This window comes from Amycolatopsis ultiminotia (assembly GCF_039536925.1).
Lineage (GTDB): Bacteria > Actinomycetota > Actinomycetes > Mycobacteriales > Pseudonocardiaceae > Amycolatopsis > Amycolatopsis ultiminotia.
In genome coordinates this window covers 76,854-100,488 of sequence record NZ_BAAAZN010000023.1, presented here as the reverse complement: position 1 = coordinate 100,488, position 23,635 = coordinate 76,854, and the positions used below count along the sequence as shown (strand labels likewise).

General features: G+C 71.3%; 25 protein-coding genes and 1 pseudogene. 8 read left to right on the top strand and 18 right to left on the bottom strand.

Annotation, left to right across the window (positions count from 1 at the left end; all coding sequences use genetic code 11):
• Positions 1-42: 42 nt before the first annotated feature.
• Genes ABD793_RS36785 through ABD793_RS36775 form a run of 3 tightly spaced genes read right to left on the bottom strand, consistent with a single transcriptional unit; the run spans position 43 to position 3,835 of the window.
• Positions 43-1,239, bottom strand: coding sequence for a M20 metallopeptidase family protein (locus ABD793_RS36785; RefSeq protein WP_344868062.1), 1,197 nt, complete (start codon positions 1,237-1,239; stop codon positions 43-45).
• Positions 1,236-2,375, bottom strand: coding sequence for an amidohydrolase family protein (locus ABD793_RS36780; RefSeq protein WP_344868060.1), 1,140 nt, complete (start codon positions 2,373-2,375; stop codon positions 1,236-1,238). Before ABD793_RS36780 ends, ABD793_RS36785 begins: the two co-directional genes overlap by 4 nt.
• Positions 2,372-3,835, bottom strand: a complete 1,464-nt coding sequence (locus tag ABD793_RS36775) for an APC family permease (RefSeq protein WP_344868059.1) — start codon at positions 3,833-3,835, stop codon at positions 2,372-2,374. The genes ABD793_RS36780 and ABD793_RS36775 overlap by 4 nt, the downstream gene beginning before the upstream one ends.
• A gap of 924 nt (positions 3,836-4,759) precedes the next feature.
• On the opposite strand from ABD793_RS36775, the gene ABD793_RS36770 reads away from it, so the two are divergent.
• Positions 4,760-6,067 carry a type I glutamate--ammonia ligase gene (locus tag ABD793_RS36770; RefSeq protein ID WP_344868057.1) on the top strand — a complete coding sequence of 436 codons (1,308 nt, stop codon included), beginning with the start codon at positions 4,760-4,762 and terminating at the stop codon, positions 6,065-6,067.
• Positions 6,068-6,667: 600 nt separating this feature from the next.
• Here ABD793_RS36770 and ABD793_RS36765 read toward each other — a convergent pair.
• The 7 genes and pseudogenes from ABD793_RS36765 to ABD793_RS36735 form a co-directional block, all read right to left on the bottom strand.
• A pseudogene (locus ABD793_RS36765) lies at positions 6,668-6,839 on the bottom strand (indole-3-glycerol-phosphate synthase TrpC); the annotation flags it as partial.
• Between the two features lie 44 nt (positions 6,840-6,883).
• Positions 6,884-7,543: a peptidoglycan recognition protein family protein gene (locus tag ABD793_RS36760; RefSeq protein ID WP_344868056.1), complete on the bottom strand. Its 660-nt coding sequence runs from the start codon at positions 7,541-7,543 to the stop codon at positions 6,884-6,886.
• Between the two features lie 264 nt (positions 7,544-7,807).
• Positions 7,808-8,599 (bottom strand): tryptophan synthase subunit alpha, encoded by a 792-nt coding sequence (gene trpA, locus ABD793_RS36755; protein WP_344868055.1) that lies wholly within the window; start codon positions 8,597-8,599, stop codon positions 7,808-7,810.
• The gene (gene trpB, locus ABD793_RS36750) at positions 8,596-9,834 is read right to left on the bottom strand and encodes a tryptophan synthase subunit beta (protein WP_344868054.1); all 1,239 of its coding nucleotides are present in this window, start codon (positions 9,832-9,834) and stop codon (positions 8,596-8,598) included. The genes trpA and trpB overlap by 4 nt, the downstream gene beginning before the upstream one ends.
• Positions 9,813-10,622 carry an indole-3-glycerol phosphate synthase TrpC gene (gene trpC, locus ABD793_RS36745; protein ID WP_344868053.1) on the bottom strand — a complete coding sequence of 270 codons (810 nt, stop codon included), beginning with the start codon at positions 10,620-10,622 and terminating at the stop codon, positions 9,813-9,815. Before trpC ends, trpB begins: the two co-directional genes overlap by 22 nt.
• Positions 10,623-10,705: 83 nt before the next feature.
• A complete protein-coding gene (locus ABD793_RS36740) occupies positions 10,706-11,248 on the bottom strand; it encodes a Trp biosynthesis-associated membrane protein (RefSeq protein ID WP_344868052.1) in 543 nt (180 codons plus the stop codon).
• A 661-nt stretch (positions 11,249-11,909) separates the two neighbouring features.
• A complete protein-coding gene (locus tag ABD793_RS36735) occupies positions 11,910-13,469 on the bottom strand; it encodes an anthranilate synthase component I (protein ID WP_344868051.1) in 1,560 nt (519 codons plus the stop codon).
• A 97-nt stretch (positions 13,470-13,566) separates the two neighbouring features.
• Here ABD793_RS36735 and ABD793_RS36730 point away from each other — a divergent pair, with 97 nt between their 5' ends.
• Positions 13,567-14,172 carry a TetR/AcrR family transcriptional regulator gene (locus tag ABD793_RS36730; protein WP_344868050.1) on the top strand — a complete coding sequence of 202 codons (606 nt, stop codon included), beginning with the start codon at positions 13,567-13,569 and terminating at the stop codon, positions 14,170-14,172.
• 15 nt (positions 14,173-14,187) lie between these two features.
• Here the strand turns inward: ABD793_RS36730 and ABD793_RS36725 are convergent, their stop codons facing one another.
• From ABD793_RS36725 to hisF, 3 genes are read right to left on the bottom strand one after another with little or no spacing between them, the layout of a single operon-like run.
• Positions 14,188-14,550, bottom strand: coding sequence for a DUF1304 domain-containing protein (locus ABD793_RS36725; RefSeq protein WP_344868049.1), 363 nt, complete (start codon positions 14,548-14,550; stop codon positions 14,188-14,190).
• Positions 14,547-14,912, bottom strand: a complete 366-nt coding sequence (hisI, locus tag ABD793_RS36720; RefSeq protein ID WP_344868047.1) for a phosphoribosyl-AMP cyclohydrolase — start codon at positions 14,910-14,912, stop codon at positions 14,547-14,549. Before hisI ends, ABD793_RS36725 begins: the two co-directional genes overlap by 4 nt.
• Positions 14,909-15,682, bottom strand: coding sequence for an imidazole glycerol phosphate synthase subunit HisF (gene hisF, locus ABD793_RS36715; RefSeq protein WP_344868045.1), 774 nt, complete (start codon positions 15,680-15,682; stop codon positions 14,909-14,911). Before hisF ends, hisI begins: the two co-directional genes overlap by 4 nt.
• 106 nt (positions 15,683-15,788) lie before the next feature.
• Here hisF and ABD793_RS36710 point away from each other — a divergent pair, with 106 nt between their 5' ends.
• From ABD793_RS36710 to ABD793_RS36700, 3 genes are read left to right on the top strand one after another with little or no spacing between them, the layout of a single operon-like run.
• A complete protein-coding gene (locus ABD793_RS36710; protein WP_425548834.1) occupies positions 15,789-16,334 on the top strand; it encodes a SigE family RNA polymerase sigma factor in 546 nt (181 codons plus the stop codon).
• Entirely contained in the window at positions 16,331-17,302 is a 972-nt protein-coding gene (locus ABD793_RS36705) for a hypothetical protein (RefSeq protein WP_344868042.1), read from the top strand. Before ABD793_RS36710 ends, ABD793_RS36705 begins: the two co-directional genes overlap by 4 nt.
• Before the next feature lie 16 nt (positions 17,303-17,318).
• Complete coding sequence (locus ABD793_RS36700) at positions 17,319-17,699, top strand: PPOX class F420-dependent oxidoreductase (RefSeq protein ID WP_344868041.1); 381 nt, start codon at positions 17,319-17,321, stop codon at positions 17,697-17,699.
• A gap of 6 nt (positions 17,700-17,705) precedes the next feature.
• Here the strand turns inward: ABD793_RS36700 and priA are convergent, their stop codons facing one another.
• Both priA and hisH read right to left on the bottom strand, forming a co-directional pair.
• The gene (priA, locus tag ABD793_RS36695) at positions 17,706-18,437 is read right to left on the bottom strand and encodes a bifunctional 1-(5-phosphoribosyl)-5-((5-phosphoribosylamino)methylideneamino)imidazole-4-carboxamide isomerase/phosphoribosylanthranilate isomerase PriA (protein ID WP_344868040.1); all 732 of its coding nucleotides are present in this window, start codon (positions 18,435-18,437) and stop codon (positions 17,706-17,708) included.
• Between the two features lie 64 nt (positions 18,438-18,501).
• The gene (gene hisH, locus ABD793_RS36690; RefSeq protein ID WP_344868106.1) at positions 18,502-19,122 is read right to left on the bottom strand and encodes an imidazole glycerol phosphate synthase subunit HisH; all 621 of its coding nucleotides are present in this window, start codon (positions 19,120-19,122) and stop codon (positions 18,502-18,504) included.
• Positions 19,123-19,263: 141 nt separating this feature from the next.
• On the opposite strand from hisH, the gene ABD793_RS36685 reads away from it, so the two are divergent.
• Positions 19,264-19,446 (top strand): hypothetical protein, encoded by a 183-nt coding sequence (locus ABD793_RS36685; protein WP_344868039.1) that lies wholly within the window; start codon positions 19,264-19,266, stop codon positions 19,444-19,446.
• A gap of 55 nt (positions 19,447-19,501) precedes the next feature.
• Positions 19,502-20,674, top strand: a complete 1,173-nt coding sequence (locus ABD793_RS36680) for an acyl-CoA dehydrogenase family protein (protein WP_344868038.1) — start codon at positions 19,502-19,504, stop codon at positions 20,672-20,674.
• Positions 20,675-20,723: 49 nt separating this feature from the next.
• Here ABD793_RS36680 and ABD793_RS36675 read toward each other — a convergent pair whose 3' ends face one another.
• Both ABD793_RS36675 and ABD793_RS36670 read right to left on the bottom strand, forming a co-directional pair.
• The gene (locus ABD793_RS36675; protein ID WP_344868036.1) at positions 20,724-21,611 is read right to left on the bottom strand and encodes a transketolase family protein; all 888 of its coding nucleotides are present in this window, start codon (positions 21,609-21,611) and stop codon (positions 20,724-20,726) included.
• Positions 21,611-22,309: a thiamine pyrophosphate-dependent enzyme gene (locus ABD793_RS36670; protein WP_344868035.1), complete on the bottom strand. Its 699-nt coding sequence runs from the start codon at positions 22,307-22,309 to the stop codon at positions 21,611-21,613. Before ABD793_RS36670 ends, ABD793_RS36675 begins: the two co-directional genes overlap by 1 nt.
• Before the next feature lie 53 nt (positions 22,310-22,362).
• On the opposite strand from ABD793_RS36670, the gene soxR reads away from it, so the two are divergent.
• On the top strand, positions 22,363-22,824 hold the full coding sequence (gene soxR, locus ABD793_RS36665; protein ID WP_344868034.1) for a redox-sensitive transcriptional activator SoxR: 462 nt from the start codon (positions 22,363-22,365) through the stop codon (positions 22,822-22,824).
• A 213-nt stretch (positions 22,825-23,037) separates the two neighbouring features.
• Here soxR and ABD793_RS36660 read toward each other — a convergent pair whose 3' ends face one another.
• Positions 23,038-23,607 (bottom strand): TetR/AcrR family transcriptional regulator, encoded by a 570-nt coding sequence (locus ABD793_RS36660; protein ID WP_344868033.1) that lies wholly within the window; start codon positions 23,605-23,607, stop codon positions 23,038-23,040.
• Between the last annotated feature and the right edge of the window lie 28 nt (positions 23,608-23,635).

Sequence of the window (23,635 nt, the reverse complement as noted above, 5' to 3'; positions counted from 1 at the left end):
GCTGTGGTCAGGGAGCCGCCGAAGAAAACCCCGAAGCTGTGGTCACGAACCGGCCGTGGGCAGCTCCGGGTACTCCGGTCCGGACGCCGCGGCGAGGTACCCCGCGAGCAGCGCTTCCGCGACCTGCCCGACCGCGTCGTCCCCCGGCAGGAACAGCTCGTCGTGCAGGCTCCGCGCACCGGCCGTGTCGCCGAGGCCGACGAAGAGCATCAGCCCGCGCATCCCGCCGCCGCAGTAGTGCGCGAAGTCGTCCGCGCCGAACGAACGGAAGTCCACGTCGAGGTCGGCGCCGCCGCGCAACAGCCAGTCCTGTGCTGCGGCGGCGAGCGCGGGATCGTTCACCAGCACCGGTTCGCACGGGCTGATCTGCAGCTCGGCGGTGCAGCCGTAGGCCTGCGCCGTGCCGTGCACGATCTCGGCGAGCACTTCCAGCGCACGCTCCCGGTCGCTGCCCCGCATCAGCCGCAGCGAGCCGAGCGCGGACGCGCTGTTGGGCACCACGTTCGCGGCCGTACCCGCCTGGATCCGGCCGACCGTGCAGACCGCGCCGTGCACCGGGTCGATCCGCCGGCTGGCCACCTGCTGCAGGCTCACCACGAGCTGGCTCAGCGCCAGTACCGGATCGCGCAGCAGGTGCGGGTAACCGGCGTGCCCGCCCTGCCCGCGCAGGACGATCTCGAACTCGTCGGTGGACGCGTTCACCGGCCCCGGCGCGGCCGAGACGACTCCGTAGGGCAGCCGGGGCTGGACGTGCGCGCCGATCACGGTGTCCACGTCGTGCGCTTCCAGCGCCCCTGACTCGACCAGGTCCTGCGCACCGGACGGCGACGTCTCCTCACGCGGCTGGAGCACCGCGACGATCGGCTTCGGCACGCCGGCCCGCTGCGCCGCGCGGCACACCGCGACCAATGCCGCGAGGTGCACGTCGTGACCGCACGCGTGCATCAGGCCCGACCTCGACGCCCACGGCACGCCGGTCCGTTCGGTCACCGGCAGCGCGTCCATTTCCGCGCGCAGCGCCACCGCGGGCCCCGGGTGTTCCCCCGGCAGGTCGATCAGCCTGCCGGTCTTGGCCGCGCGCTCGCCCTCGCCTGCTCCGATCGCCGCGGTGACCAGACGCGCGGTGTCCTCCTCCTCGCCGGAACCGCGCGGATCGGCGTGCAGCCGGTGCCGCAGCTCGATCGCGGCGGGCAGTTCGTCGGCCAGCGCCGCGCGCCAGCGGATCGGGAATTCGGTCATCGGGGCTCCAGCCGGTAGATCCGGGCCGCGTTCTCGTACCCGGCCAGCCGGGCGAGCCGGATTGCGTCCACTTCGGACAGTTCGTCGGCGGTGAGCGCGGCACGCAGGAAATCGGACAGTCCCTTGCGGAACAGGGCGGTGCCGAGGTGGTGGAGCTCGGCGAGGCCGAACGCGTCGGTCGAGAACAGCAGCTTGCCGAACGGCGCCAGCTCCAGCATTTCGGCGAGGATCGCGGGCGCGCGGGAACCGGCGTTGTGCGTGATGAGGCCGACGTCGGCGAAGACGTGCTCGAAGACCTGCGCGAGGTAGGCCGCGCCACGGTGGAACGGGTAGTTGTGCAGCAGCAGGATCGGGACGCCGCTGGCGCGGGTGGCACGCAGCAGACCGGTGAGCAGGAGCGGATCGCAGCGGTGCAGGTCGACGTCGGAGTCGCCGTAGCCGACGTGGAACTGCACCGGCAACCCGCGGTCGATGCCGGCCCACACCAGGTGCCGGTGCAGGACTTCGTCGGCCAGCCGGACCGGCTCCCCGGCGTCGACCCTGGCGAGCCAGCGACCCGCGGCATCGGAGACCTCGACCGGCGCCGGCCGTGCACCGGACAGTTCGAGCCCGACCCGGTACGCCGCGATCGACTTGACCCCCACCGCGCCGTTCGCACGACTTGTCAGCTCGGCGTCGAAGTCCGCGGCGAATCCGGCCGCGGTGGTCCCGGCGCGGACTACGTCCTCGGCCACCTGCTCCAGCCGCACGACGTCGTGCGCGCGGGCGCCCGACAGCTGTGCGAATTCGGCCGTGGTGGTCAGGGAGGCCGCCAGGAAACCGCCGTCGAGCAGGAAATCCGTGGTGCCGGTGCCGCGCAGGAACCGCCGGTTGACCTCGTCCGCACCCAGTTCGCCGCGGCGCGTGAGGTAGTCCTCTGCCGTTGCGTGTTTCGGCAGGTCCAGCACCGGCGCGCAGCGTGCCCGCACGGCGAGGCCGATGAGCGAGTCGAACAAGGACACACCGAGCGGGGAAACGGTGTCCGCCTCGGTGAGCATCCGCTCGAACCCGTCCCGGTCGACGTCACGGGGCACGACGCCGTGGCAGTGGTGGTCGATCAGCGGCAACTCGGCCACGAAGTCCAGCAGTGCGGTCATACGCCTCCCTCGGCGAGCTTTGCCCCCACCCTACGAGCGAAGCCGGGTGCCAGGACGACCACGAGCACCGCCGGCACCAGCACCGCGCCGGCCACCACCGGGAACCAGCGCGCCGGGCCGTCGGTGGGATAGGGCACGACGTTGACGTAGACGGTGTAGCCGAGCAGCGCGAGTGCACCGAGCGGGAAGACCAGCTGCCACCACGGAACGCGCATCTTCCGCCGGACGAAGAGCAGCAGGATCGCGCCGAGCGTGGTGAGCACGTAGATCACCAGCAGGATGAGCGTGCCGATCGAGCCTGCCCAGGAGAAGGTGTCGGCCGCGGTTGCGCCGAAGAAAACCGCGCACACCAAGATGATCACGGCCGCGCCCAGCGCCACCGCGGTGACGGCCGCGACCGGCGTGCCCTTGCCGGAAAGCCGGCCGATGCCGCGTCCGTCGAAGGCGTCCCGGCCCAGTGCGAACAGCAGCCGTGAGCCGCCGACCACGCAGGCGAGGCAGCAGCCGAACGCGCTGATCGCGGCGCCGACGCTGATCACGTCACCGGCCCAGGAGCCGACGAACGTGCTGCCGAGGTCGCCGAGCAGCGAGGACGAGCCGTGGAAAGCGGTGGCGTCGCCGCCGAAGGCCATCATCTCCACCGCGGTCACGACCACGAAGTAGGCGCCGCCGAAGATGGCCGTGCCGAGGATGGCGCGCGGGATGTTGCGGCGCGGATCGCGGGTCTCCTCGCCGAGCGTGGCGGCGGCCTCGAACCCGGCGAAGGACAGGAAACCGAACACCGCGCCGAGGAAAACCCCGGAGACACCGGTGTCGGGAACGAAGACCTGCCAGGTGAACCGGCCGGACGGGGCATCCGCGGACAGCAGCCGGACCAGGATCACCACGGTGACCAGGAGGATGAGCGCGATGGTGGCGCCTTCGACGGCGAGCAGCGTGCTGGTGCCGCGTTTCGCCGGTGCGACCGCGAGCAGCCAGCTGCCGGCGAGCGCGGCGGCGGTCAGCACGAACGGGCCCCACCACGGCGGATCCGGCCAGATGCCGACGTGCGTGAGGAAGGCCGTGCCGAGCGTGCCCGCGGCGGAGCTGGTGACCACGGCGTAGAAGGTGTAGGTGCCGAGCAGCCCGATACCGGACACAGCTCCGGCGCGCGGGCCCAGCGTCGCGCCGACGAACGCGTAGACCGAGCCGGCATGCTGGTAGTACTGGCAGAGCCGGACAAATCCGTACGCGACGAGCAGCACCCCGGCCGCGGACAGCAGGAACGCCAACGGCACCGCCCGCCCGGCCGCGGCCGCGGTCTGCTGGGGGTTGATGTTGGCCGCCATGCTCGGTGCCATGAGCGCAACGGACAGCCCGACCGCCTGCCAGACCGAAAGTGTCCGCCGCAACTTCGGCGGGCCGGTGGGCCCGGTGGCTCCGGTGCGCTCCGCTGGACGGCCTTCCGCGAAGTCTGACACGATGCGCTCCTTCACGACGGAAACGCGGAAGCACCCAGTGAACCTCGCGGGAGCACGATGAGCCAGCCTCCGGCCGACCCCCAACCACCCCGGCGAACCCCACCGGACCCGACCACCGCCCCGGAGCCCGCCCCACCGCCTGGACCGCCCCCGCCCACCAAACCCAGCCCACCACCTGAACCGCTCGCGTCCGCCAAACCCGGCCCACCACCTGAACCACTCCCATCCACCAAACCCAGCCCACCACCGGCGCCAGGCTCCGGCGTGGACGGTTTCCGCCGCACGCCACACCCGGCCTTCACGGAACCGGCCCCGGCACATCCCGCCGCAGCCGCACCACAACACCCGCACCCGGCAGCACCTGCCCCGACCGATCCCGTTGTGACACCACAACACCCAGCCCCGGCGCGACCCACCGGAACCACACCCCACCCAAGCCCACCGGCATCCGACCCAACCGATCCGGGCGGGGCACCGCACCACTCGGCACCACCGGATCCGGCGCCTGCCGCCGGAACGGCTTCCCGCCCGAACCCACCAGCGCCTGGCCCAACCGATCCCGGCCGGGCCCCACTGCACCCACACTCGACGCAACCGTTCCCGGCGCGCCCCACCGGAACACCGGCCCACCCAGGATCGAGAGCAATCGACCCCACCGATCCCGTTGCGACACCACGACACCCGCACTCGGCAGCGCCCGACGCGGTGCAACCCGCCGGAACCACACCGCAGCCCAACCCACCAGCATCCGACCCCGGCGGGACACCACAGCGCCCACACTCACTGGAGCCAGACCCAGCACACCCCACCGGAACCACACCGCAGCCCAACCCACCAGCGTCCGACCCCGGTGGGGCATCGGACCCGGGTGTTCGGCTCGATCGGGCGCGGCTCGCCGGGCGGGGGGCGGACGTTGCGGGGCGGTTGGCGCGCGACGGGGTGGAGCTGGTCGCGCTGACGTTCGTGGACAACTCCGGGATTTCGCGAGTCAAGGCCGTTCCTGTGGGGCGGCTCGCCGAGGCGGCGGCGTGGGGTGTCGGGGCGTCGAACTCGTTCGACTTCTTCCTCTGCACTGATACGATCGCCACCGGCGCGCATTCGCCCGGCCCGGTGGGCGATCTGCGGCTGCATCCCGACCTCGACGCGCTCACCGTGCTCGCCGCGCAACCCGGGTGGGCTTGGGCGCCGGTGCTGAAGTACGACCAGGACGGGCAGCCGCATCCGCAGGACGCGCGGGGACTCGCCGACGCGGCAGTCGGACGGCTTGCCGCGCGCGGGTTGTCTGCGCGGATGGCGTTCGAGCTCGAATGGGTGGTGGCGGACGCGGACGGGGCGCCGCTGGCGGGGCCGGCGTACGGCTACTCGCGGCTGAGCGCACAGGCCGGTTACCTCCGCGCATTGGTGTCCGCTTTGGACAGTCAACATGTCGAGGTGGCGCAGATCCACCCCGAGTACGCCGCGGGTCAGTTCGAATTGTCAGTCACCGCAACGGATCCGGTGCGCGCGGCAGACCTGGCGGTGCTGACCCGGGAAACCGTGCGCACGGTCAGTGCCGCGCACGGGCTGCGGGCGTCGTTCACGCCGAAGTTCGCCCCCGGCGGCGTGGGCAACGGCGGACATCTGCACCTGAGCTTGTGGGACGGTGAACGGAACCTGTGCGCGGGCGGAACCGGAACCTTCGGACTCACCGGCACCGCAGCGTCGTTCGGCGCCGGGATCCTCATCCGGCTGCCCGCGCTGCTCGCGGTGGGTGCGCCGTCGGTGATCAGCTACCTGCGCCTGGAACCCCACCACTGGGCAGGCGTGTTCACCGCGTGGGGACTGGAAAACCGCGAAGCACCACTCCGGCTGATCCGCGGTGCGGCCGGTCAACGCGAGACGGCGGCGAACCTGGAGGTGAAGTGCTTCGACCTCACCGCCAACCCGTACCTCGTGGTGGCCGCCGTGCTGTTCGCAGGCATGGCGGGCCTCGACACGGGCGCAACGCTGCCCGCCCCGGTCGACGTGGACCCGGGCACCCTCGACCCGGCTGCCGCAGCTGCCGCCGGCGTCACGCGCCTGCCGAGATCCCTGGCCGAAGCCGTCACCGCATTCGAAGCGGACGACGTCCTCCCCGGATCCTTCGGCCCCCAGCTGGCCACGACCCTGATGGACATCCGCCGCGCCGAACTGGCCGAACTGGGCACCCTCTCCCCCGACGAACTGTGCACGGTGATGCGCTGGCTGCACTGACCAGCCGACCACACCTCCCAACGCCGATCGCCAACCCCACCACAGCCCACGAACCACACGAGGGGAGCCACCACGACTGCCACCACCCACAACACCCGGCCACCACAACCCGCAACCACCACTGCGGGCCACCGCGACCCGGGCCACCACACGACCACCCGCCGACCGACCCACCAACGACGACCACGCCAGACCACCACTGAGCGCGCCCGCGCCATGGCACCTCGCGACCTCGGCACCACCAGAACCCTGACCGTTGCACAACCATCAACCACCACACCGGACCACAGCACCCCGACCACTACCGACCACTACCGACCACACCGCGCCACCAACCGCACCGGGACCGCACCGGGCCACTGGGCCACTAGGCCACTAGGCCACTAGGCCACTAGGCCACTAGGCCACTAGGCCACTAGGCCACTAGGCCACTACGGTCCGCGGTCGCCGCAGCACCAGCAACCCACAACCACCGCAGCACCAGCAACCCACCTCAATCACACCACCAGCAACCCACGGCGCCCGCGCCGTACAACCGGCCTCACTCGCCCCAACCCGGCCCGCCACAGCTCCGTTCACCCAACCCAGCTCACCACGAGCCGAAGCGACCAGGCGCTCGCCGGCCGGCGCCGCACCCGCGCTGTGCACCGCCATACGACATCAGGTCGGCGGCGTCGCGCACGCCGGACTCGACGACCTTGAACACCTCCATCGGCAGGCCGGGGGCGAGACGGGAGAACACGTCCCGGTCCACTTCGAGGGTGTGCAGGTTGCCGCGTTCCCGTCTCTCGCCGGCCGGAAGCCTGTTTCCCAGGGTCAGCCGGTCAGTTCCTGTGCGACGCGGGACCGGAGTTCGGGCAGCCGGGCGTACAGCTTGTCGCCTGGACAATCGGTGTTGTAGTAGTCGCGGTGGCCGTTGATCTCCTCGGCCGGGATGCCGTACTGGCGGCACACGTGCGCCACGAACACCACCAGCGATTCCCACTGTGCCTCGGGTGGTTCCACCTCCGTGTAAGTGCCTTCGTTCTCGATGCCGATCGCGTTGTCGTTCTGGCCGGGGCAGTGCGCGGCGCGGACGATCTTCGTGCCACTGCGCAGCGCGTCGAGGCTGCCGTGCCTGCCTTCCAGCCGGTAGCCGCCGCGGGTGACGGTGAAGTGCTGGCCGGTGTCGGACCAGCCGTTGTTGTCCATATGGTCGGCCTGATCGTCACGCGCCACCTGGAATGCGTGTGCGAGTGAGTAGTCCGTGCTGTTGGGGCACGCGATGTGGTGGATGAGCACCCGATCGGCCGGATGGTCGAGCGTGGTGAGCGGCTCCGCAGGCGGGCGGGCGCCCCACTCGGCGCAGCGGTAGATCCGCGGCTCGTCCGCGGCCGACGCCATCCCCGGCAGCACGAGCCCGGCCGCCGCGGCACTGACACCTGCCACACCACGCAGGAACGTCCGCCGAGGCAGTTGCCCGATGTCGAAAGCCATGCCCGGCACGGTGCACGCGTGCCGTACACGATGCGTACAACCGGCCGCGAAGCCAGGCCAACCGCCCACGAAGCCACGGAAACTGCTCACGCAAGCCCCGGCAGCTGCCCGCGAAACTACGGCGGTCCACCTCCGCCCGCGCCCGGTCTCGCGCCGGGCCCGATCTGTCTTGTCCGGTCGTGTCCCTCTCGGTTCCTCTGCATACCGAGAGAGTACGAGCGACCACCGACAGTTTCGGCGCCGCGAGCCGGCGGAGGGCGATCCTCAGGCCGGGGTGACGGCCTCGCGCACGCCTTCGGCGAGTTCACCGGCCAGCCCGCGTACCCCGTCCGGACCGTGGGCGGCCGCGGTGACCAGGGCGGATCCGACGATGACCGCATCCGCGAAGCCGGCCACCTTGGCAGCCTGCTCGCGGGATCGGACGCCGAGACCGACCCCGATCGGCAGTTCGGTGTGTGCCCGGGTGCGGCGGACCAGGTCCTCCGCGTGCACGCCGACCGTGTCGCGGGCGCCCGTGACGCCCATGACCGCCGTGGCGTAGACGAAGCCGGAGGCCGCGGCGGTGGTCTTCGCGAGCCGTTCCTCCGACGAGGACGGCGCGACCAGGAAGATCCGGTCCAGCCCGTAGGCCTGCGAGGCCGCGGTCCACTCCTGCGCCTCGTCCGGGATCAGGTCCGGGGTGATCATGCCGAGGCCGCCTGCCGAGGCGAGGTCGCGGGCGAACGCGTCCACACCGTAGCGGTGCACCGGGTTCCAGTAGGTCATCACCACGGCCCGGCCGCCCCGCGCGGACACCGACTCGACGACCTCGAACAGCTGCTTCAGCCGGAAGCCGCCGTCCAGCGCCGCCTCGGCGGCCGCCTGGATGGTGGGCCCGTCCATCACCGGATCGGAGTACGGCACGCCGACCTCGACCAGGTCCGCGCCACCGTCGACCGTCGCGGCCAGCAGATCCTTCGACCCTGCCACGGTCGGGAACCCGGCGGGCAGGTAGCCGATGAGCGCAGCCCGGTGTTCCGCCCGCGTCGCCGCGAACAGCTCGTCGAGGCCGCTCACTTGTCCTCCCCGTCCACGAGCCCGAACCACTTCGCCGCGGTGTCCATGTCCTTGTCGCCCCGCCCGGAGAGGTTGACCACGATCAGGCCCTCCGGTCCCAGCTCACGGCCCAGCACCAGGGCGCCTGCCAGCGCATGCGCCGATTCGATCGCCGGGATGATGCCCTCGGTGCGCGAGAGCAACCGGAAGGCGTCCATCGCCTCGGCGTCGGTGACCGGGCGGTATTCGGCACGCCCGGTGTCCTTGAGCCAGGAGTGTTCCGGGCCGACGCCGGGGTAGTCCAGCCCGGCCGAGATGGAGTGCGACTCCACGGTCTGGCCGTCCTCGTCCTGCAGCAGGTACGACATCGCGCCGTGCAGGTTGCCGGGGCTGCCCTTGGTGAGCGTGGCGCCGTGCCGGATACCGTCGACGCCCTCGCCGCCGGGCTCCAGCCCGACCAGCCGCACATCCGGATCGTCGTAGAAACCGGAGAAGATGCCGATCGCGTTCGAACCGCCGCCGACGCACGCGGCCACCACGTCCGGCAGCCGTCCGGCCTTCTCCAGGATCTGCGCGCGGGCCTCCTCGCCGATGACGCGGTGGAAGTTGCGCACCATCATCGGGAACGGGTACGGCCCTGCCGCGGTGCCGAACACGTAGTGCGTGGTGTCGGCGTTGGCGACCCAGTCGCGCAGCGTCTCGTTGATCGCGTCCTTGAGCGTGCGCGAACCCGTCTTGACCGCAACGACCTCGGCGCCCAGCAGCTTCATCCGCGCGACGTTGAGCGCCTGCCGCTCGACGTCCACCTCGCCCATGTAGACGATGCATTCGAGATCGAGCAGCGCACACGCGGTGGCCGCGGCCACGCCGTGCTGACCGGCGCCGGTCTCCGCGATCACCCGCTTCTTGCCCATCCGCTTGGTGAGCAGCGCCTGGCCCAGCACGTTGTTGATCTTGTGCGAGCCGGTGTGGTTGAGGTCCTCGCGCTTGAGGAACACCCGTGCACCGCCGGCGTGCTCGCCGAACCGCTTGGCCTCGGTGAGCAGCGACGGCCTGCCCGCGTAGTCGTTCAGCAGCCGGTGCAGCTCGTCGGTGAAGTCCGGGTCGTGGCGGGCCTTCTCGTACTCCGCCGCAACCTCGTCGACCACGCCGATCAGCGCCTCCGGCATGAACCGGCCGCCGTACGGGCCGTAGTAACCGCGCTCGTCCGGGTCGTGCCGGTGGTGCTCTCCGGTCACCGCGACGGCCTCGGGCACGCCGGATGCGAACCGGCGGTGACCAGCTTGACCACGGCGCCCTTCGGGTCACCCGAAGCGACCAGGCCCTCGCCGACCAGCACCGCGTCCGCGCCGTGCCCCGCATACGACATCAGGTCACCGGGGCCGCGCACACCGGACTCGGCGACCTTGAACACTTCCATCGGCAGGCCGGGGGCGAGACGGGAGAACACGTCCCGGTCCACTTCGAGAGTGTGCAGATTGCGGGCGTTCACGCCGATGACCTTCGCGCCCACCTCGAGCGCGCGATCGGCTTCCTCGGCGTTGTGGATCTCCACCAGCGCGGTCATGCCGAGCGATTCGACGCGATCGAGCAGCGCGGCGAGCGCGTTCTGCTCCAGCGCGGCGACGATCAGCAGGACCATGTCCGCGCCGTGCAGCCGTGCCTCGTGCACCTGGTACGGGCTGACCACGAAGTCCTTGCGCAGCACCGGGACGTCCACCGCGGCGCGCACCGCGTCGAGGTCGGCCAGCGATCCGCCGAACCGGCGCTGCTCGGTGAGCACGCTGATCACGCGGGCGCCGGCGTCCTGGTAGTCCTTGGCCAGCTCCGCGGGGTCGGGGATCGGGGCGAGGTCGCCCTTGGACGGGCTGCGCCGCTTCACCTCGGCGATCACGCCGATCCCGGACTCGCGCAGCGCGGTCATCACGTCACGCGGGGGCGCGGCCTGCGCCGCCTTGGCCTTCAATTCGTCGAAGGGCAGCACGGATTCCCGCTGTGCGAGGTCCTCCCGCACGCCGGCGACGATGTCTTCGAGCACGCTCACCGGGCGCCCCCACCCCGTGCCGAACTCCTGGGTTCACTCGCAAGCTCGCTCACAAAAACCTTCCCCTTCCCGCCGAAACGATGCTAACCCCCGCTCGAAGAGCGACCCGTTCCGGGTTGCCCGGCAGGGTCGGTCGGATCGGTGCCGCCGGAAAGTGCCTCCCACAACTCGGTGTCCGGATCACGGCGCACCCGTTTCGCGCCGGGCGCGGAATACCGCGCGCCGAGCCGCTTCGCGGTGCCCGCCCACTTGACCGCTGCCAACCCGCCGAGGGCCACGAGAATTCCGCCCAGCGTGGCAAGCCCGTGCCCGAGCAGGATTTCGGTGCCGGGCAACCCCGGCCCGGACCCGAAGTGAACGCCGGTCACCCCGCTCCAGACCCCGGCGGCCCCGGCCAGTACGAGCACCACACCGAGCAGCCGCCGAGCCCACCCGCCGGTGGCGATCACCCCGGCGACCCCGGCCAGCGCGAGCAACGCGAGCGGCACGAGCGCGGTGGCGCGCTGTGCACCGTTCTCGGTGTACTGCACGACCCCGCGAACCCCTTCGTCGCGAAACTCGGCGAACCACACCAGCCGGGAAGCACCCCACAACGCGAGCGCACCGAGGAGGAGGGCCAGTATCATCGTCCACAGTGGACGCTTCGAGGAACGCCCGCCCGGCTCGGCCGGGGATGACGCAGACCCACCGGTGGCAGCGGTGACGTCCTCCGCAACCGGACGAGCCGAGGCACCGCGCGAAAGGGCGGGTTCGTCCTGCGAAGGGGCACCGTCATCCTGCGAACGGACGGAGTCGTCGCGCGAAAGGGCGGAGTCGCCCTGCGAAGGGGCCGATTCATCGCGCGAAAGGGCGGGCTCACCGCGCGAAAGGGCGCGGTCATCCTGCGGACGGGCGGGGTCGTTGCGGGTGGCCGAGGGCGCGAGGGGGCCGGAGGGCGCCTCGTCCTGCCGCTGTGCAGCTGCGCCGGCGGGGGTTTCGGAGGTGGGCGCCGGGGGCGAGTTTCGCGCCGCGGTCAGGTCCGTCTCCGCGGTGGGGTCCGATGCATCAACCCGGTCCGGCGACCCAGCACGATCCGGCACCACGGCGGGATCCGGGGTCCCGGCGGGATCGGTCGGCCCGGCGGGATCCGATGCCCCAACCCGGTCCGGCGACCCAGTACGGTCCGGCACCACGGCGGGACCCGGGGTCCCGGCGGGGGCGGTCGGCCCGGCGGGGTCCGGTGGGCCAGTCGGGGCCGCGGCCGCTGGGTTTGGTGGTGGGCTGGGGCGGGGCGGGGGTTCCGGTTGCTCAGACACCAGCCGCGTCCTCGGCTGGGTTCAGGTGGCCTGCCGGGGTCATGGTGTTGGCGGCGGCTACCGCGGACAGCACCGTGCGGGCCTTGTTCAGCGATTCGGTGTCCTCGTAGTCCGCGACCGAATCGGCCACCACGCCGCCGCCTGCCTGGACGTAGGCGACCCCGTCGCGCATCAGTGCGGTGCGGATCGCGATTGCGGTGTCGGCGTCGCCGGCGAAGTCCAGGTAGCCGACCACTCCGCCGTACAGGCCGCGGCGTACCGGTTCCAGTTCCTCGATCAGCTCCATCGCACGCACCTTCGGCGCACCCGACAGCGTGCCCGCCGGGAAGCAGGCCGCGACGGCGTCGAAGGCGGTGCGGCCCTCGGCCAGCTCACCGGTCACCGTGGACACGATGTGCATCACGTGGCTGTAGCGCTCGATCTGGAAGAAGTCGACCACCCGCACGGTGCCCGGTTTGCAGACCTTGCCGAGGTCGTTGCGGCCGAGGTCGACGAGCATCAGATGCTCTGCCCGTTCCTTGCCGTCCGCCAGCAGGTCCTTCGCCAGCTGCGCGTCCTCCTCCGGGTCCGCGCCGCGCCAGCGGGTGCCTGCGATCGGATGCGTGGTCGCGCGTCCGTCGCGCACCGTGACCAGTGCCTCCGGGCTCGAACCGACGATGTCGAACCCGTCCAGCCGCAGCAGGTACATGTACGGGCTGGGGTTCGAGGTGCGCAGCACGCGGTAGACGTCCAGTGCGTCGGCACCGGTCTCCATCTCGAACCGTTGCGAAGGCACCACCTGGAACGCTTCGCCCGCCTTGATCGCCTCCACCGCCTTCTCGATGGCGACGTGGTGGTCCTCCTTGGTGCGGCAGCGGACGAACTCCGGCGACGGACGGCTGAACGTCGCCACCGTGGGCGGCGCCGGCACGCCCAGTTCCACGGTCATCGCCGACAGCCGGGCCAGCGCGTCGTCATAGGCGGCGTCCACGCGTTCCGGCGAGTCGTCCCAGTTGACCGCGTTCGCGATCAGCGTGACGGTGCCCTCGTGGTGGTCGAACGCCGCGAGGTCGGTGGCCAGCAGCATGGTCATCTCGGGGATGTCGAGGTCCCGTTCGGCCAGTTCGGGCAGCTTCTCCAGCCAGCGCACCGCGTCGTAGCCGATGTAGCCGACCATCCCGCCGGTCAGCGGGGGCAGGCCCGGCAGCGGTTCGCTGTGCAGCGCCTCGACGGTCTCGCGCAGCACCTGCAGCGGGTCACCCTCGGTGGGCAGGCCGACCGGCGGCGTGCCGGTCCACACCGCACGCCCGTCGCGGACGGTGAGCGCAGCCGGGCTGCGGACCCCGACGAACGACCAGCGCGACCACGATTTCCCGTTCTCCGCCGATTCGAAGAGGAATGTGCCCGGCCGGTCGGCGGCGAGCTTGCGGTACACGCCGAGCGGCGTTTCACCGTCGGCGAGCACCCGGCGCACCACGGGGATCACGCGGCGGCCTTCGGCGAGGGCGCGGAATTCGGCGCGGGAAGGGCTGACCACACCGGGACCGGCTGCGGTGGCTGCTGAGCTGACCATGTCCTCATTGTGCCGCGGCAGCCGCGGCGGCGGACGGGCGGGGCGACAGAATTCAACCAATGTTGAATTACGGCCGCGAACCGGTCAAGATGGACCGGTGAGCACCGAAGACACTACCTCGCGCCGTCGCGGCCGCCGTCCGGCCGGACAGGACACCCGCGCTGCACTGCTGACGGCCGCTCGCGCGGTGTTCGGCGAGAACGGCTACGAACGCGCGACGGTCCGCGCCATCGCGGCCCGTGCCGGTGTCGACGCGGCCATGGTCAACCACTGGTTCGGCGGGAAGGACGGGCTGTTCGCACAGGCCGTGCTGAAGCTTCCGTTCTCACCGAACGAACTGGTCCCCGAACTGCGCGCGGGGCCGGACGAGGAGCTGGGTTTCCGGATCGCCCGCACCTTCGTGACCCGATGGGACGGCGCGGGCGGCAACCAGTTCCAGGCACTCATGCGCAGCCTCACCGGCCACGAGGTCGCAACTTCCGCACTGCGCTCGTTCTTCTCCGGCTTCTTCGCCGAGCTGATCGGCGGCATCGGCACCGACCGCCCGGAATTCCGCACCACGCTGTGCGCTTCCCAGCTCGTGGGCATGGGCCTGATCCGCTACGTCGCCGGATTCGAGCCGATGGCCTCGGCCACGGTGGACACCCTGGTCGCCGCGGTGGGCCCGACCCTGCAGCGATACCTCACCGGCGACATCGACTGAGCGCCCTGCCGCGGGTCAACGCGCGAGCAGCAGGAACACCAGCGCCAGCACACCCGGCAGCGCCTGCACGACCAGGATCCGCCTGGCGGCCGTCGCGGCGCCGTAGAGGCCGGCGACGATCACGCAGACCAGGCCGTACAGCTTGAGCTGGAAGCCGGCCGGGTCGCTCGCGAGCAGGCCCCAGATCAGCGCCAGCGCCAGAAACCCGTTGTAGAGGCCCTGATTCGCGGCGAGTGCCTTGCTCTCCCGTGCGAACGCCTCGGTGGTGCCGAACGCGGCGCGGGCACGCGGGGTGGTCCACAGGACCATCTCGAGCACCACGATGCAGAGGTGGATCAGTGCGACGAGACCGACCAGCACGTTCGCGACCACGGTCACCGGGATGCTTCTCCTTCTTCGGCGAGCAGCAGGCGTTCTTCGGTGTCGAAACAGGTGTGCGTGCCGGTGTGGCAGGCCGGGCCGGTCTGGTCCACGCGCAGCAGCACGGTGTCGCCGTCGCAGTCGATGCGGACCTCTCGCACGTGTTGCACGTGGCCGGAGGTCTCGCCCTTCACCCACAGCTCCTGGCGGCTGCGGGACCAGTAGGTGCCGCGGCGGGTGGCCAGGGTCGCGGCGAGCGCCTCGTCGTTCATCCAGGCCATCATCAGCACGTCGGACGTCGAGTGCTCCACGACGACCGCGGCGATCAGGCCGTCCTCGGTGCGCTTGAGCCGTGCCGAGACCTGCTCCTCGAGCGTCATCGCACGACCACCCCGTCCGCCCGCAGTGTGTCCTTCACGTCGCCGATCTTCAACTGTCCGAAGTGGAATACGCTGGCCGCGAGCACGGCGTCCGCACCTGCCCGTACCGCGGGCGGGAAGTGCTCGAGGCGACCGGCACCGCCGCTGGCGATCACCGGCACCCGCACCGCCTTGCGCACCAGTCCGATCAGCTCCAGGTCGAAACCGGATTTGGTGCCGTCGGCGTCCATCGAGTTCAGCAGGATCTCCCCCACGCCCAGCTCCTCGCCGCGCGCGGCCCACTCCACGGCGTCGATGCCGGTGCCGCGGCGGCCGCCGTGCGTGGTCACCTCGAAACCGGACGGCGTCGGCTCATCGCCGTCCGGCACCCGCCGGGCGTCCACCGACAGCACGATGCACTGTGCGCCGAACCGCCGGGACGCCTCGCGCAGCAGCTCCGGGCGCTCGATCGCGGCCGTGTTGATGCTCACCTTGTCCGCCCCGGTGCGCAGCAACCGGTTCACGTCCTCACCCGAGCGCACGCCGCCACCGACGGTGAGCGGGATGAAGACCTGCTCGGCAGTGCGGCGGACCACGTCGAAGGTGGTCTCCCGGTTCCCGGACGACGCGGTGACGTCGAGGAAGGTCAGCTCGTCGGCGCCCTCGGCGTCGTAGCGACGCGCCAGCTCCACCGGATCACCCGCGTCCCGCAGGCCGGCGAAGTTGACCCCCTTGACGACCCGGCCGGCGTCGACGTCGAGACAGGGAATCACCCGCACCGCCACAGCCATGCCCTCAGCGTAGCCGTCGACCTGCGCGTGAGCGTGCCCGGACACCACCTCCGCTGCGGACCCGGCAGCGTCCTCGCGGGGCGTCGGCAACCGAATTTGAAATCCCATGCATCGAAACCGGCCCCTCGCGCGTCTGAGTGACGTGACCACCGGCTTCGACGACTTCGTGGCAGAGCGCCTCGACGGGCTCCTGCGCTATGCGACCGTCCTCACCGACGATCCGCATCTGGCGCAGGACATCGTGCAGAACGTGCTGCTGCGTGCGCAGGAACGCTGGGCGAAGATCGAATCACCGCCCACCTACGTACGCCGGATGATCACCAACGAGTACCTGTCGTGGCGGCGCCGGGCGGCGCGCCGGATGGTGCCCTCGACCCACACCGTGCTCGACTCGCTCAGCCCGCCCGAGGCCGATCCCAGCACGGCCTACGACGAACGGGACGAGATGCTGGGCCTGCTGGCCACCCTGCCGCGCAAGCAGCGTGCCGCGATCGTGCTGCGCTATTACGAGAACCACACCGACGCCGAGATCGCCGAACTGCTGCGCTGCGGCGTTTCGACCGTGCGGAGCCAGATTTCCCGGGCGCTCGGCACGCTCCGCGCCGGCGTGCACCCGCTGCCGGCCACCCTCACCACCGGAGTCCGAGAATGAGCGAGCACGAGACCGAGATGCTGCTGCGCGACAGCCTCGAACGGCTCGCCGAGCGCGCCCCGGACGGCAACGAAGTGCGCAACGCCCTCGTCCGCGCCCGGCATCGGCGTCGCCAGCGATTCACGCTGGCCGCCGTGGCCGCGGCGGTGGTCGTGGTGACCGCCGGAGTGCCGGTGGTGCTCAACGTCGTATCGGACGTACCCGCCGACGTACAACCCGCGGCGGGGCGCCCGGTGCTGGACTACACCCCGGATTGGCTGCCGGACGGCTTCACCGAGCAGTACCGCTCCGCCGGGCCCGGCCACGCTCCGCAGGTCCGGCGGTGGCTCGCCGGACCGGCCACGGTGGAGCTCGCGGCGCACTCCACCGCCGACCCGGAGTGGGCACAGACGGCGTTGCGCATCTCGGCGCTGAAGGACCAGGTCGTGGTGCACGGACGGGTCGGCATGGTGACCGGCGAGACCGGCACCGCGGCCACACTCACCTGGATGCCCGACGACGGCCACGTGCTCACCGCGGAGGTCGACGGGATGCCGGACGCGCGGAAGGTGGCCGAGCAGGTGGCGGATTCGGTGACCGCCGAACCCGCCCGGATCCGCGGCGAAGCCCGTTTCGGACCGTTGCCTGCCGGGCTGCGCGAGCTGACCACGACCGTGCGCGGCAGCAACCCCGACGACGGCGGCACCGCGCTGGACGCGAGCAGCCCGGCCGCACCCGGCAAGGTGGCAGTGCGCGTGACGGTCGGCGCCGGAGCCCCCGGTCTCGGTGGTTCGGTGCCGGTGCGGGTACGCGGGCTTCCCGGGGCGTATCTGGCCGCGTCCGGCCCGGCGGAGGCGACGGTCGCAGTGCACCTGCCCTCCGGCCGCTGGCTGATCGCCTCCGGCCGGGTCCCGCAGGAGGAGCTGGTCGCGGTGGCCGATGGCGTGCAACTCGACTCGGCGCCGGACTACGGCTGGCTCGGCCAATGAGGGCTACGCTCGGCGCATGCCGTCCGAATGGGAGCGCCTGACCGCGGAGAAGTACGTCCTGCTCACCACTTTTCGCCGCGACGGCCGCGCCGTGCCCACCCCGGTGTGGGCCGCAGCCGACGGCGACGAGCTGGTGGTGTGGTCGGCGCGCGAGGCGGGCAAGGTCAAGCGCATCCGCAACAGCGGCGAGGTCCGGCTGCAGGCGTGTGACATCCGTGGCCGCACCCACGGCACCGAAATCCGCGGCGAGGCGAGACTGCTCGACGCCGCCGGCACCGAACGTGCCAACAAGCTCATCGCCCGGAAATACGGCCTGGTGGCGCACGTGACGATGTTCTTCAGCCGCCTCCGCGGCGGCCGGGAACGCAGCATCGGCATCGGCCTCACCCCGGCCTGAGCAGGCTCAGCGCACTGCGGCAAGCGCCTCCGGCAGCGTGAACGCGCCCGCGTACAGGGCCTTGCCCACGATCGAGCCTTCGACGCCGTCGCCGGACAGACCGGCGAGCGCGCGCAGGTCGTCCACACTGGACACTCCGCCGGACGCGATCACCGGTGCGTCGGTGCGCGCGGTGACCTCGCGCAGCAGGTCGAGGTTCGGCCCGCGCAGGGTGCCGTCCTTGCTCACGTCGGTGACCACGTACCGGCTGGCGCCGTCGCGGTCAAGGCGTTCCAGCACCTCCCACAGGTCTCCGCCGTCGGAGGTCCAGCCGCGTGCGGACAGCCGGTGCCCGGCCTCGGTGATGCGCACGTCCAGGCCGATCGCCACCCGGTCGCCATAGCTGGCCACCGCCTTCGCCGTCCAGGCCGGATCCTCCAGCGCCGCGGTGCCGAGGTTCACCCGGCGGGCACCGGTGCCGAGTGCGGCTTCCAGCGACGCGTCGTCGCGGATGCCGCCGGACAGTTCCACCTGCACGTCGAGCCTGCCGACGACCTCGGCGAGCAGTTCGCGGTTGCTGCCCTTGCCGAACGCCGCGTCGAGGTCGACCAGGTGGATCCATTCGGCGCCGTCGCGCTGCCATGCCAGCGCTGCATCCAGCGGGCTGCCGTAGGACGTTTCGGTGCCTGCCTCGCCCTGAACGAGTCGGACGGCCTGGCCATCGGCCACATCAACGGCGGGAAGGAGCGTGAAAGTCACGCGCACAGACTAACCGCGCGGCGGAACCGTCCCGGTGCGGGTGGCCAGGCAGGGCGGCCGGGGCTCAGAGCGTGGCGAGCCAGTTGCGCAACAGCACGGCACCGGCGTCCCCGGACTTCTCCGGGTGGAACTGCGTGGCCCACAGCGGCCCGTTCTCCACCGCGGCGACGAAGTCCTCGCCGTGCTGCGCCCAGGTGAGTTTCGGCTGCTGCCCCGGCAGCCCGGACTCCAGCTCCCAGTTCCGCGCGGCATAGGAGTGCACGAAGTAGAACCGCTCGTCCGGGCCGATCCCGGCGAACAGCTCCGAGTCCGACGGCGGGCGCACGGTGTTCCAGCCCATGTGCGGGAGCACGTCGGCCTGCAGCCGGTCGACCGTGCCCGGCCACTCGCCGGTGCCCTCGGTCTCCTCGCCGTGCTCGACGCCGCGGCCGAACAGGATCTGCATGCCCACGCAGATGCCCAGCACCGGCCGCCCGCCCGCGAGCCGTTTGCCGATGATCCGGTCCCCGCGCACCTCGAGCAGCCCGGCCATGCACGCGGAGAACGCGCCGACACCGGGCACCACCAGCCCGTCCGCCTCGACCGCGGCATGCGGGTCGCCGGTGACTTCCACCTCGGCACCGGCGCGCGCGACCGCGCGTTCGGCGGAACGGAGGTTGCCGGAGCCGTAGTCGAGAATCACCACACGAGACACCCGGCAAGGGTAGTCCCCCGGCGCGGCGACCCGGCTTTTCGCCCGTCCGGGTTTCATCCGCGTGCCGATCGGGTACTCCACAGCCCGCGTGTGGCACTCCCCCGGTGCCCCCGGACCCGGAAAGAGGACGCGATGTCCGAGTCCGACCTGCTCTGCCGGATGTTCCAAGCCTGGCGCGAGGACATCGAGAGTGTGCCGTTCCCGCAGTTCACCGTGCTCACCATTCCGCTGCAGCGCAACCGCGCGGACCTCGACGCGGCGCCCGGCGCCGAGCACGTGACCAATCCCACGCGCCGGTCCGCGGGCCCTCGCTGACCGCACTGTGTTTTCCTTCTGAGGCCCGCATCGACGCGCGTCTTCAGGAGGATCGATGAGCACCAGCCCGGATCCGCAGGACTTCCTCGGCCTCGACGCCGCTCTCGACGAGGACGAGCGGGCGATCCGGGACGCGGTCCGCGACTACGGCCGTGACCAGCTGCACGACCACGTCGCCGACTGGTACGAGAGCGGTGCGCTGCCCGCCCGTGAGCTGGCCAAGGGCTTCGGCGCGCTCGGACTGCTCGGCATGCACCTCACCGGCTACGGCTGCGCGGGTACGAGCGCGGTGGCCTACGGCGTCGCCTGCCGTGAGCTGGAAGCGGTGGACTCCGGGCTGCGCAGTTTCGTGTCCGTACAGGGTTCGCTGGCGATGTTCGCGCTGCACCGCTGGGGCAGCGAGGAACAGCGCGCGGAATGGCTCCCGCGGATGGCCTCCGGTGACGCACTCGGCTGCTTCGGCCTGACCGAACCGGACGCGGGCAGCGATCCGGGCAGTATGCGCACCCGCGCCGTGCGCGACGGCTCGGACTGGGTGCTCACCGGCACGAAGATGTGGATCACCAACGGAACCGTGGCCGACGTCGCGGTGGTCTGGGCGCAGACCGACGAGGGCATCCGCGGTTTCGTCGTACCGACCTCGACGCCCGGTTTCACCGCGAACGAGGTCAAGCACAAGCTTTCCCTGCGGGCCTCGCTCACCGCGGAACTCGTGCTCGACGGTGTGCGGCTGCCGGAATCCGCGGCGTTCCCGGAAGTCCGCGGTCTGCGTGGTCCGTTGTCCTGCCTCAACGAGGCCCGCTACGGCATCCTGTTCGGCGTGGTCGGCGCGGCGCGCGCGTGCTACCGGGCAGCACTGGACTACACGCTCTCGCGCGAGCAGTTCGGCAAACCGCTCGCCGGTTTCCAGCTCACCCAGCGCAAGCTCGCCGATCTCCTGGTGGAGGTCAACCGGGCCGGACTGGTGGCACTGCAGATCGGCCGGTTGAAGGACGCCGGGACGCTGCACCCCAGCCAGGTCAGCTTCGGCAAGATGGCGAACGTGCGCTCCGCGCTCGAGGTCGCCCGCACCGCCCGCACGATGCTCGGCGCGAACGGTATTTCGCTCGAGTACCCGGTGATGCGGCACATGGCGAACCTCGAAACGGTGCTGACCTACGAGGGCACCGAGGAAATGCACGCGCTCTCGCTCGGCCAGGCGGTGACCGGGATCCCGGCGTTCCGCTGATCCCGGTTCCGGCGCCGGGTCACCCGCCGGACCGGGTTGCGGCGCCGGATCAGGTGAAGAACTCCTTGAGGGACAAGGCAATCGAGCCCGCGTCCAGGCCGTGCGCGAGATCGTGCTCGGCGAGCGTGCCGTAGATCCGGACCTCCGAATCCCGCTCGGTGCCGAGGCTCAGCAGCCGGTGCGGCAGGTCCGCCAGCGCCGCCGACGCGTGATGTGCCGACGTGCCACGCAGATACGGCTCCACCAGTGCAACGTCCGGCACCCCGGTCACCGCGCGACGCAGGCCGGCCGCGTCGAACGGGCGCACGGTGGAGGCGTAGAGCACGGTCACGTCGAGGTGCTCGGTCGCCGCCAGGACGCGATCCAGCATCGGCCCGATCGCGGCGACCACCCCGCGGCTGCCGTGCCGCATCGACTGGAAGCCCACGCCGAAGTACGCGGATGCGTTCTGCTGCGCGGAAAGCCGGAGGTACACACGGCTGTCGCCGGGCACCGAATCGAGCAGCAGCCTGCGGGCCTCGTCCGGATGTCCCGGCACGTGCACGTGCCAGCACGGCAGCGAGTCGATCAGCGCGACGTCGCCGGGCGCCTGGTGGGTACGGCCTTCGGCGGGCATGTCGTAGGACGCGCCGTAGGAAACGAGCACCGCGCCGAGGTCCTGGTGGCTCAGGTCGAGCTTGATCTGTTCGAACGCCCGCTCCACGAGGAACGGCGAGAAGGTGTGCACGATCGGCCGCAGCCCGGCGAGCGCGAGTCCGGCACCGGTGCTCACCAGCAGCTGTTCGCGGATCCCGACGTTGAGCACCCGGTGCGGATGCCGCTGTGCGGCCTCGGCGAGCTGGGCTGCGGAGATGTCCGCGAGGACCACCGCCACGTCCGGGTCGGTGTCCACGATTTCTTCCGTGGTGGCAAGGAAGGTGCTCCGCATGTCCGGCATCAGTGCCCGCCTTTCGGCTCCACGACGGCGACCACGGCGAGTGGCCGTCCCGGGTGTTCGGTGGTGCACGCCGCGTAGAGCGCTTGGTGGTCGCGGCCGGAGACGGTGCGCGTCACCCAGCCCTCCGTTTCGAAGCGGCGTGCGATCCCGCCCGGCCAGCCGTGCGTCGAGGACTGGTTGTCGACGACCACGGCGCTCAGCCGGTCGAGGCCCATCCGTGCGGCGACGACGATCGCCTCGTGGTTGGAACCCTCGTCCAGTTCGGCGTCGCCGACCAGGGTCACCACCCGTGCGTCCGCCGCACGGGCACGCAGGCCGAGCGCCGTGCCCAGTGCGATCGGCAGGCCGTGGCCGAGGGATCCGCTGGAGATCTCGACGCCGGGCACGCGGGTGCGGTCCGGGTGGTGGCCGAGCCGGGAACGGGCGGAACTCCAGTCGGCGAGCTCCTCCTCGTCGAGGAACCCCTTGGCGGCGAGCACCGCGTAGTAGGCCATCGGACCGTGTCCCTTGGACAGCAGGAACCGGTCGCGGTCCGGATCGTGCACGGTCTCCGGAGTGATCCGGAGCACGCGGTCGAACAGCACCCACAGAACGTCCACCGTGGACTCGGCGGCCGCATGGTGTTTGTCGTCTCCGGTCATCAGTGAAATCAGCCGGGGCAACCGTGCATAGCCCGGCATCGGTGTCGTGGTGGTCATGTACCGACCATGCAACCTCGACCAAACTGTAGGTCAACGGCTAACCTGGACCAATGACGAGGTTGGCGGAGATGCTGAGCATCGGGCAGGTCGCGCAGCGCAGCGGGGTCCCGCACACGGCGCTGCGGTTCTACGAGGAGAAGGGCTTGATCAGCTCGGAACGCTCGGCGGGCAACCAGCGCCGCTACTCGCGTTCGATCCTGCGCCGGATCGCGTTCATCCGTGCGGCACAACGGGTGGGACTGTCACTGGAGGACATCAGCTCCGCACTGGCCACACTGCCTGCGGACCACGCTCCCACGAAAGCCGATTGGGCCCGGCTGTCCCGCGAATGGCAGACCGAACTGGACGCCAGGATCGACGCACTGCAACGCCTCCGCGACCGCCTGACCGGCTGCGTCGGCTGCGGCTGCCTGTCCCTGCGCAGCTGCGGCCTGTACAACGCGGAAGACGAACTGGCCCGCTTCGGCCCCGGCGCGAGCAAACTGCGCCCATCGACCGAGGGCGGAATCTGAGCCTTCCCGGCCGCCGCCGAAGTACCCGGCTGCCGGGAACAACACACGCCGACAGCGGCATCCACCGCCACGGCAGTACCCGGCGGCCCGGCTACGCCCGGCGCGTTCGCGGCACCCGGCGGTTCCGCGGCGCCCGACGGCCCAGCTGCACCCGCCGGCTCCGCGGCACTCGGAGGTGCCCAGCGGCCTGGCGGTTACGCGGCGCCCGATGGTTCAGCGGCGCCGGGGGCGGCCCATCAAGCGGCGGCCCACGTCGATGAGTTCCCGGCGCAACGTTTCGTCGTCCAGCTCGGCGAGATCGGGGGAACCGCCCGCCATTGCGACGCCGGTCAGGGTGACCATCGCGGTCACCCTTGCGGCCACGTCGGGTTCCGGACCGGCCAGGATCGCGATCAGCGCGTTCTTGAAGCCCTCCATGCCGTGCGCCGATTTCTCGATCGCGCGGTTGATCCCCGGGTCACTGGAGAACAGCGCGACCAGCACGCGGTGACGCACCACGAGGTCGACGAAACCGTCGAGCAGGTGGTCGATCTGCGCGCCGCGGCGACGCTGCTTCGCGGCCTCGACCACGAGCACGTCCAGCTCGCGGATACCGGGCTCGGCCACCGCCTCGGTGATCTCCGCTTTGGTCTTGAAGTGGTAGTACACGGCCGCCTTGGTGACCCCCAGCGCGGCGGCGATCATCTGCAGCGACGTGCCCTCGACGCCGTGCTCGGCGAACAGCTTCAGCGCAGTGCCCAGAAGCCGCGTCCGAGTGTCTTCTGCCGGGGCGGCGGTCGTCATCGTTCCTCCTCGTCGAAGCGGTCGGAGC

Excerpts from the sequence above, each read along its gene's own strand:
- ABD793_RS36785 (WP_344868062.1), bottom strand. The coding sequence starts at position 1,239 with ATGACCGAATTCCCGATCCGCTGGCGCGCGGCGCTGGCCGACGAACTG.
- ABD793_RS36780 (WP_344868060.1), bottom strand. The coding sequence starts at position 2,375 with ATGACCGCACTGCTGGACTTCGTGGCCGAGTTGCCGCTGATCGACCAC.
- ABD793_RS36760 (WP_344868056.1), bottom strand. The coding sequence starts at position 7,543 with ATGGCTTTCGACATCGGGCAACTGCCTCGGCGGACGTTCCTGCGTGGT.
- ABD793_RS36740 (WP_344868052.1), bottom strand. The coding sequence starts at position 11,248 with ATGATACTGGCCCTCCTCCTCGGTGCGCTCGCGTTGTGGGGTGCTTCC.
- ABD793_RS36735 (WP_344868051.1), bottom strand. The coding sequence starts at position 13,469 with ATGGTCAGCTCAGCAGCCACCGCAGCCGGTCCCGGTGTGGTCAGCCCT.
- hisI (WP_344868047.1), bottom strand. The coding sequence starts at position 14,912 with ATGACGCTCGAGGAGCAGGTCTCGGCACGGCTCAAGCGCACCGAGGAC.
- hisF (WP_344868045.1), bottom strand. The coding sequence starts at position 15,682 with ATGGCTGTGGCGGTGCGGGTGATTCCCTGTCTCGACGTCGACGCCGGC.
- ABD793_RS36710 (WP_425548834.1), top strand. The coding sequence starts at position 15,789 with ATGCATCGAAACCGGCCCCTCGCGCGTCTGAGTGACGTGACCACCGGC.
- ABD793_RS36705 (WP_344868042.1), top strand. The coding sequence starts at position 16,331 with ATGAGCGAGCACGAGACCGAGATGCTGCTGCGCGACAGCCTCGAACGG.
- ABD793_RS36700 (WP_344868041.1), top strand. The coding sequence starts at position 17,319 with ATGCCGTCCGAATGGGAGCGCCTGACCGCGGAGAAGTACGTCCTGCTC.
- ABD793_RS36685 (WP_344868039.1), top strand. The coding sequence starts at position 19,264 with ATGTCCGAGTCCGACCTGCTCTGCCGGATGTTCCAAGCCTGGCGCGAG.
- ABD793_RS36680 (WP_344868038.1), top strand. The coding sequence starts at position 19,502 with ATGAGCACCAGCCCGGATCCGCAGGACTTCCTCGGCCTCGACGCCGCT.
- ABD793_RS36675 (WP_344868036.1), bottom strand. The coding sequence starts at position 21,611 with ATGCCGGACATGCGGAGCACCTTCCTTGCCACCACGGAAGAAATCGTG.
- ABD793_RS36670 (WP_344868035.1), bottom strand. The coding sequence starts at position 22,309 with ATGACCACCACGACACCGATGCCGGGCTATGCACGGTTGCCCCGGCTG.
- soxR (WP_344868034.1), top strand. The coding sequence starts at position 22,363 with ATGACGAGGTTGGCGGAGATGCTGAGCATCGGGCAGGTCGCGCAGCGC.
- ABD793_RS36660 (WP_344868033.1), bottom strand. The coding sequence starts at position 23,607 with ATGACGACCGCCGCCCCGGCAGAAGACACTCGGACGCGGCTTCTGGGC.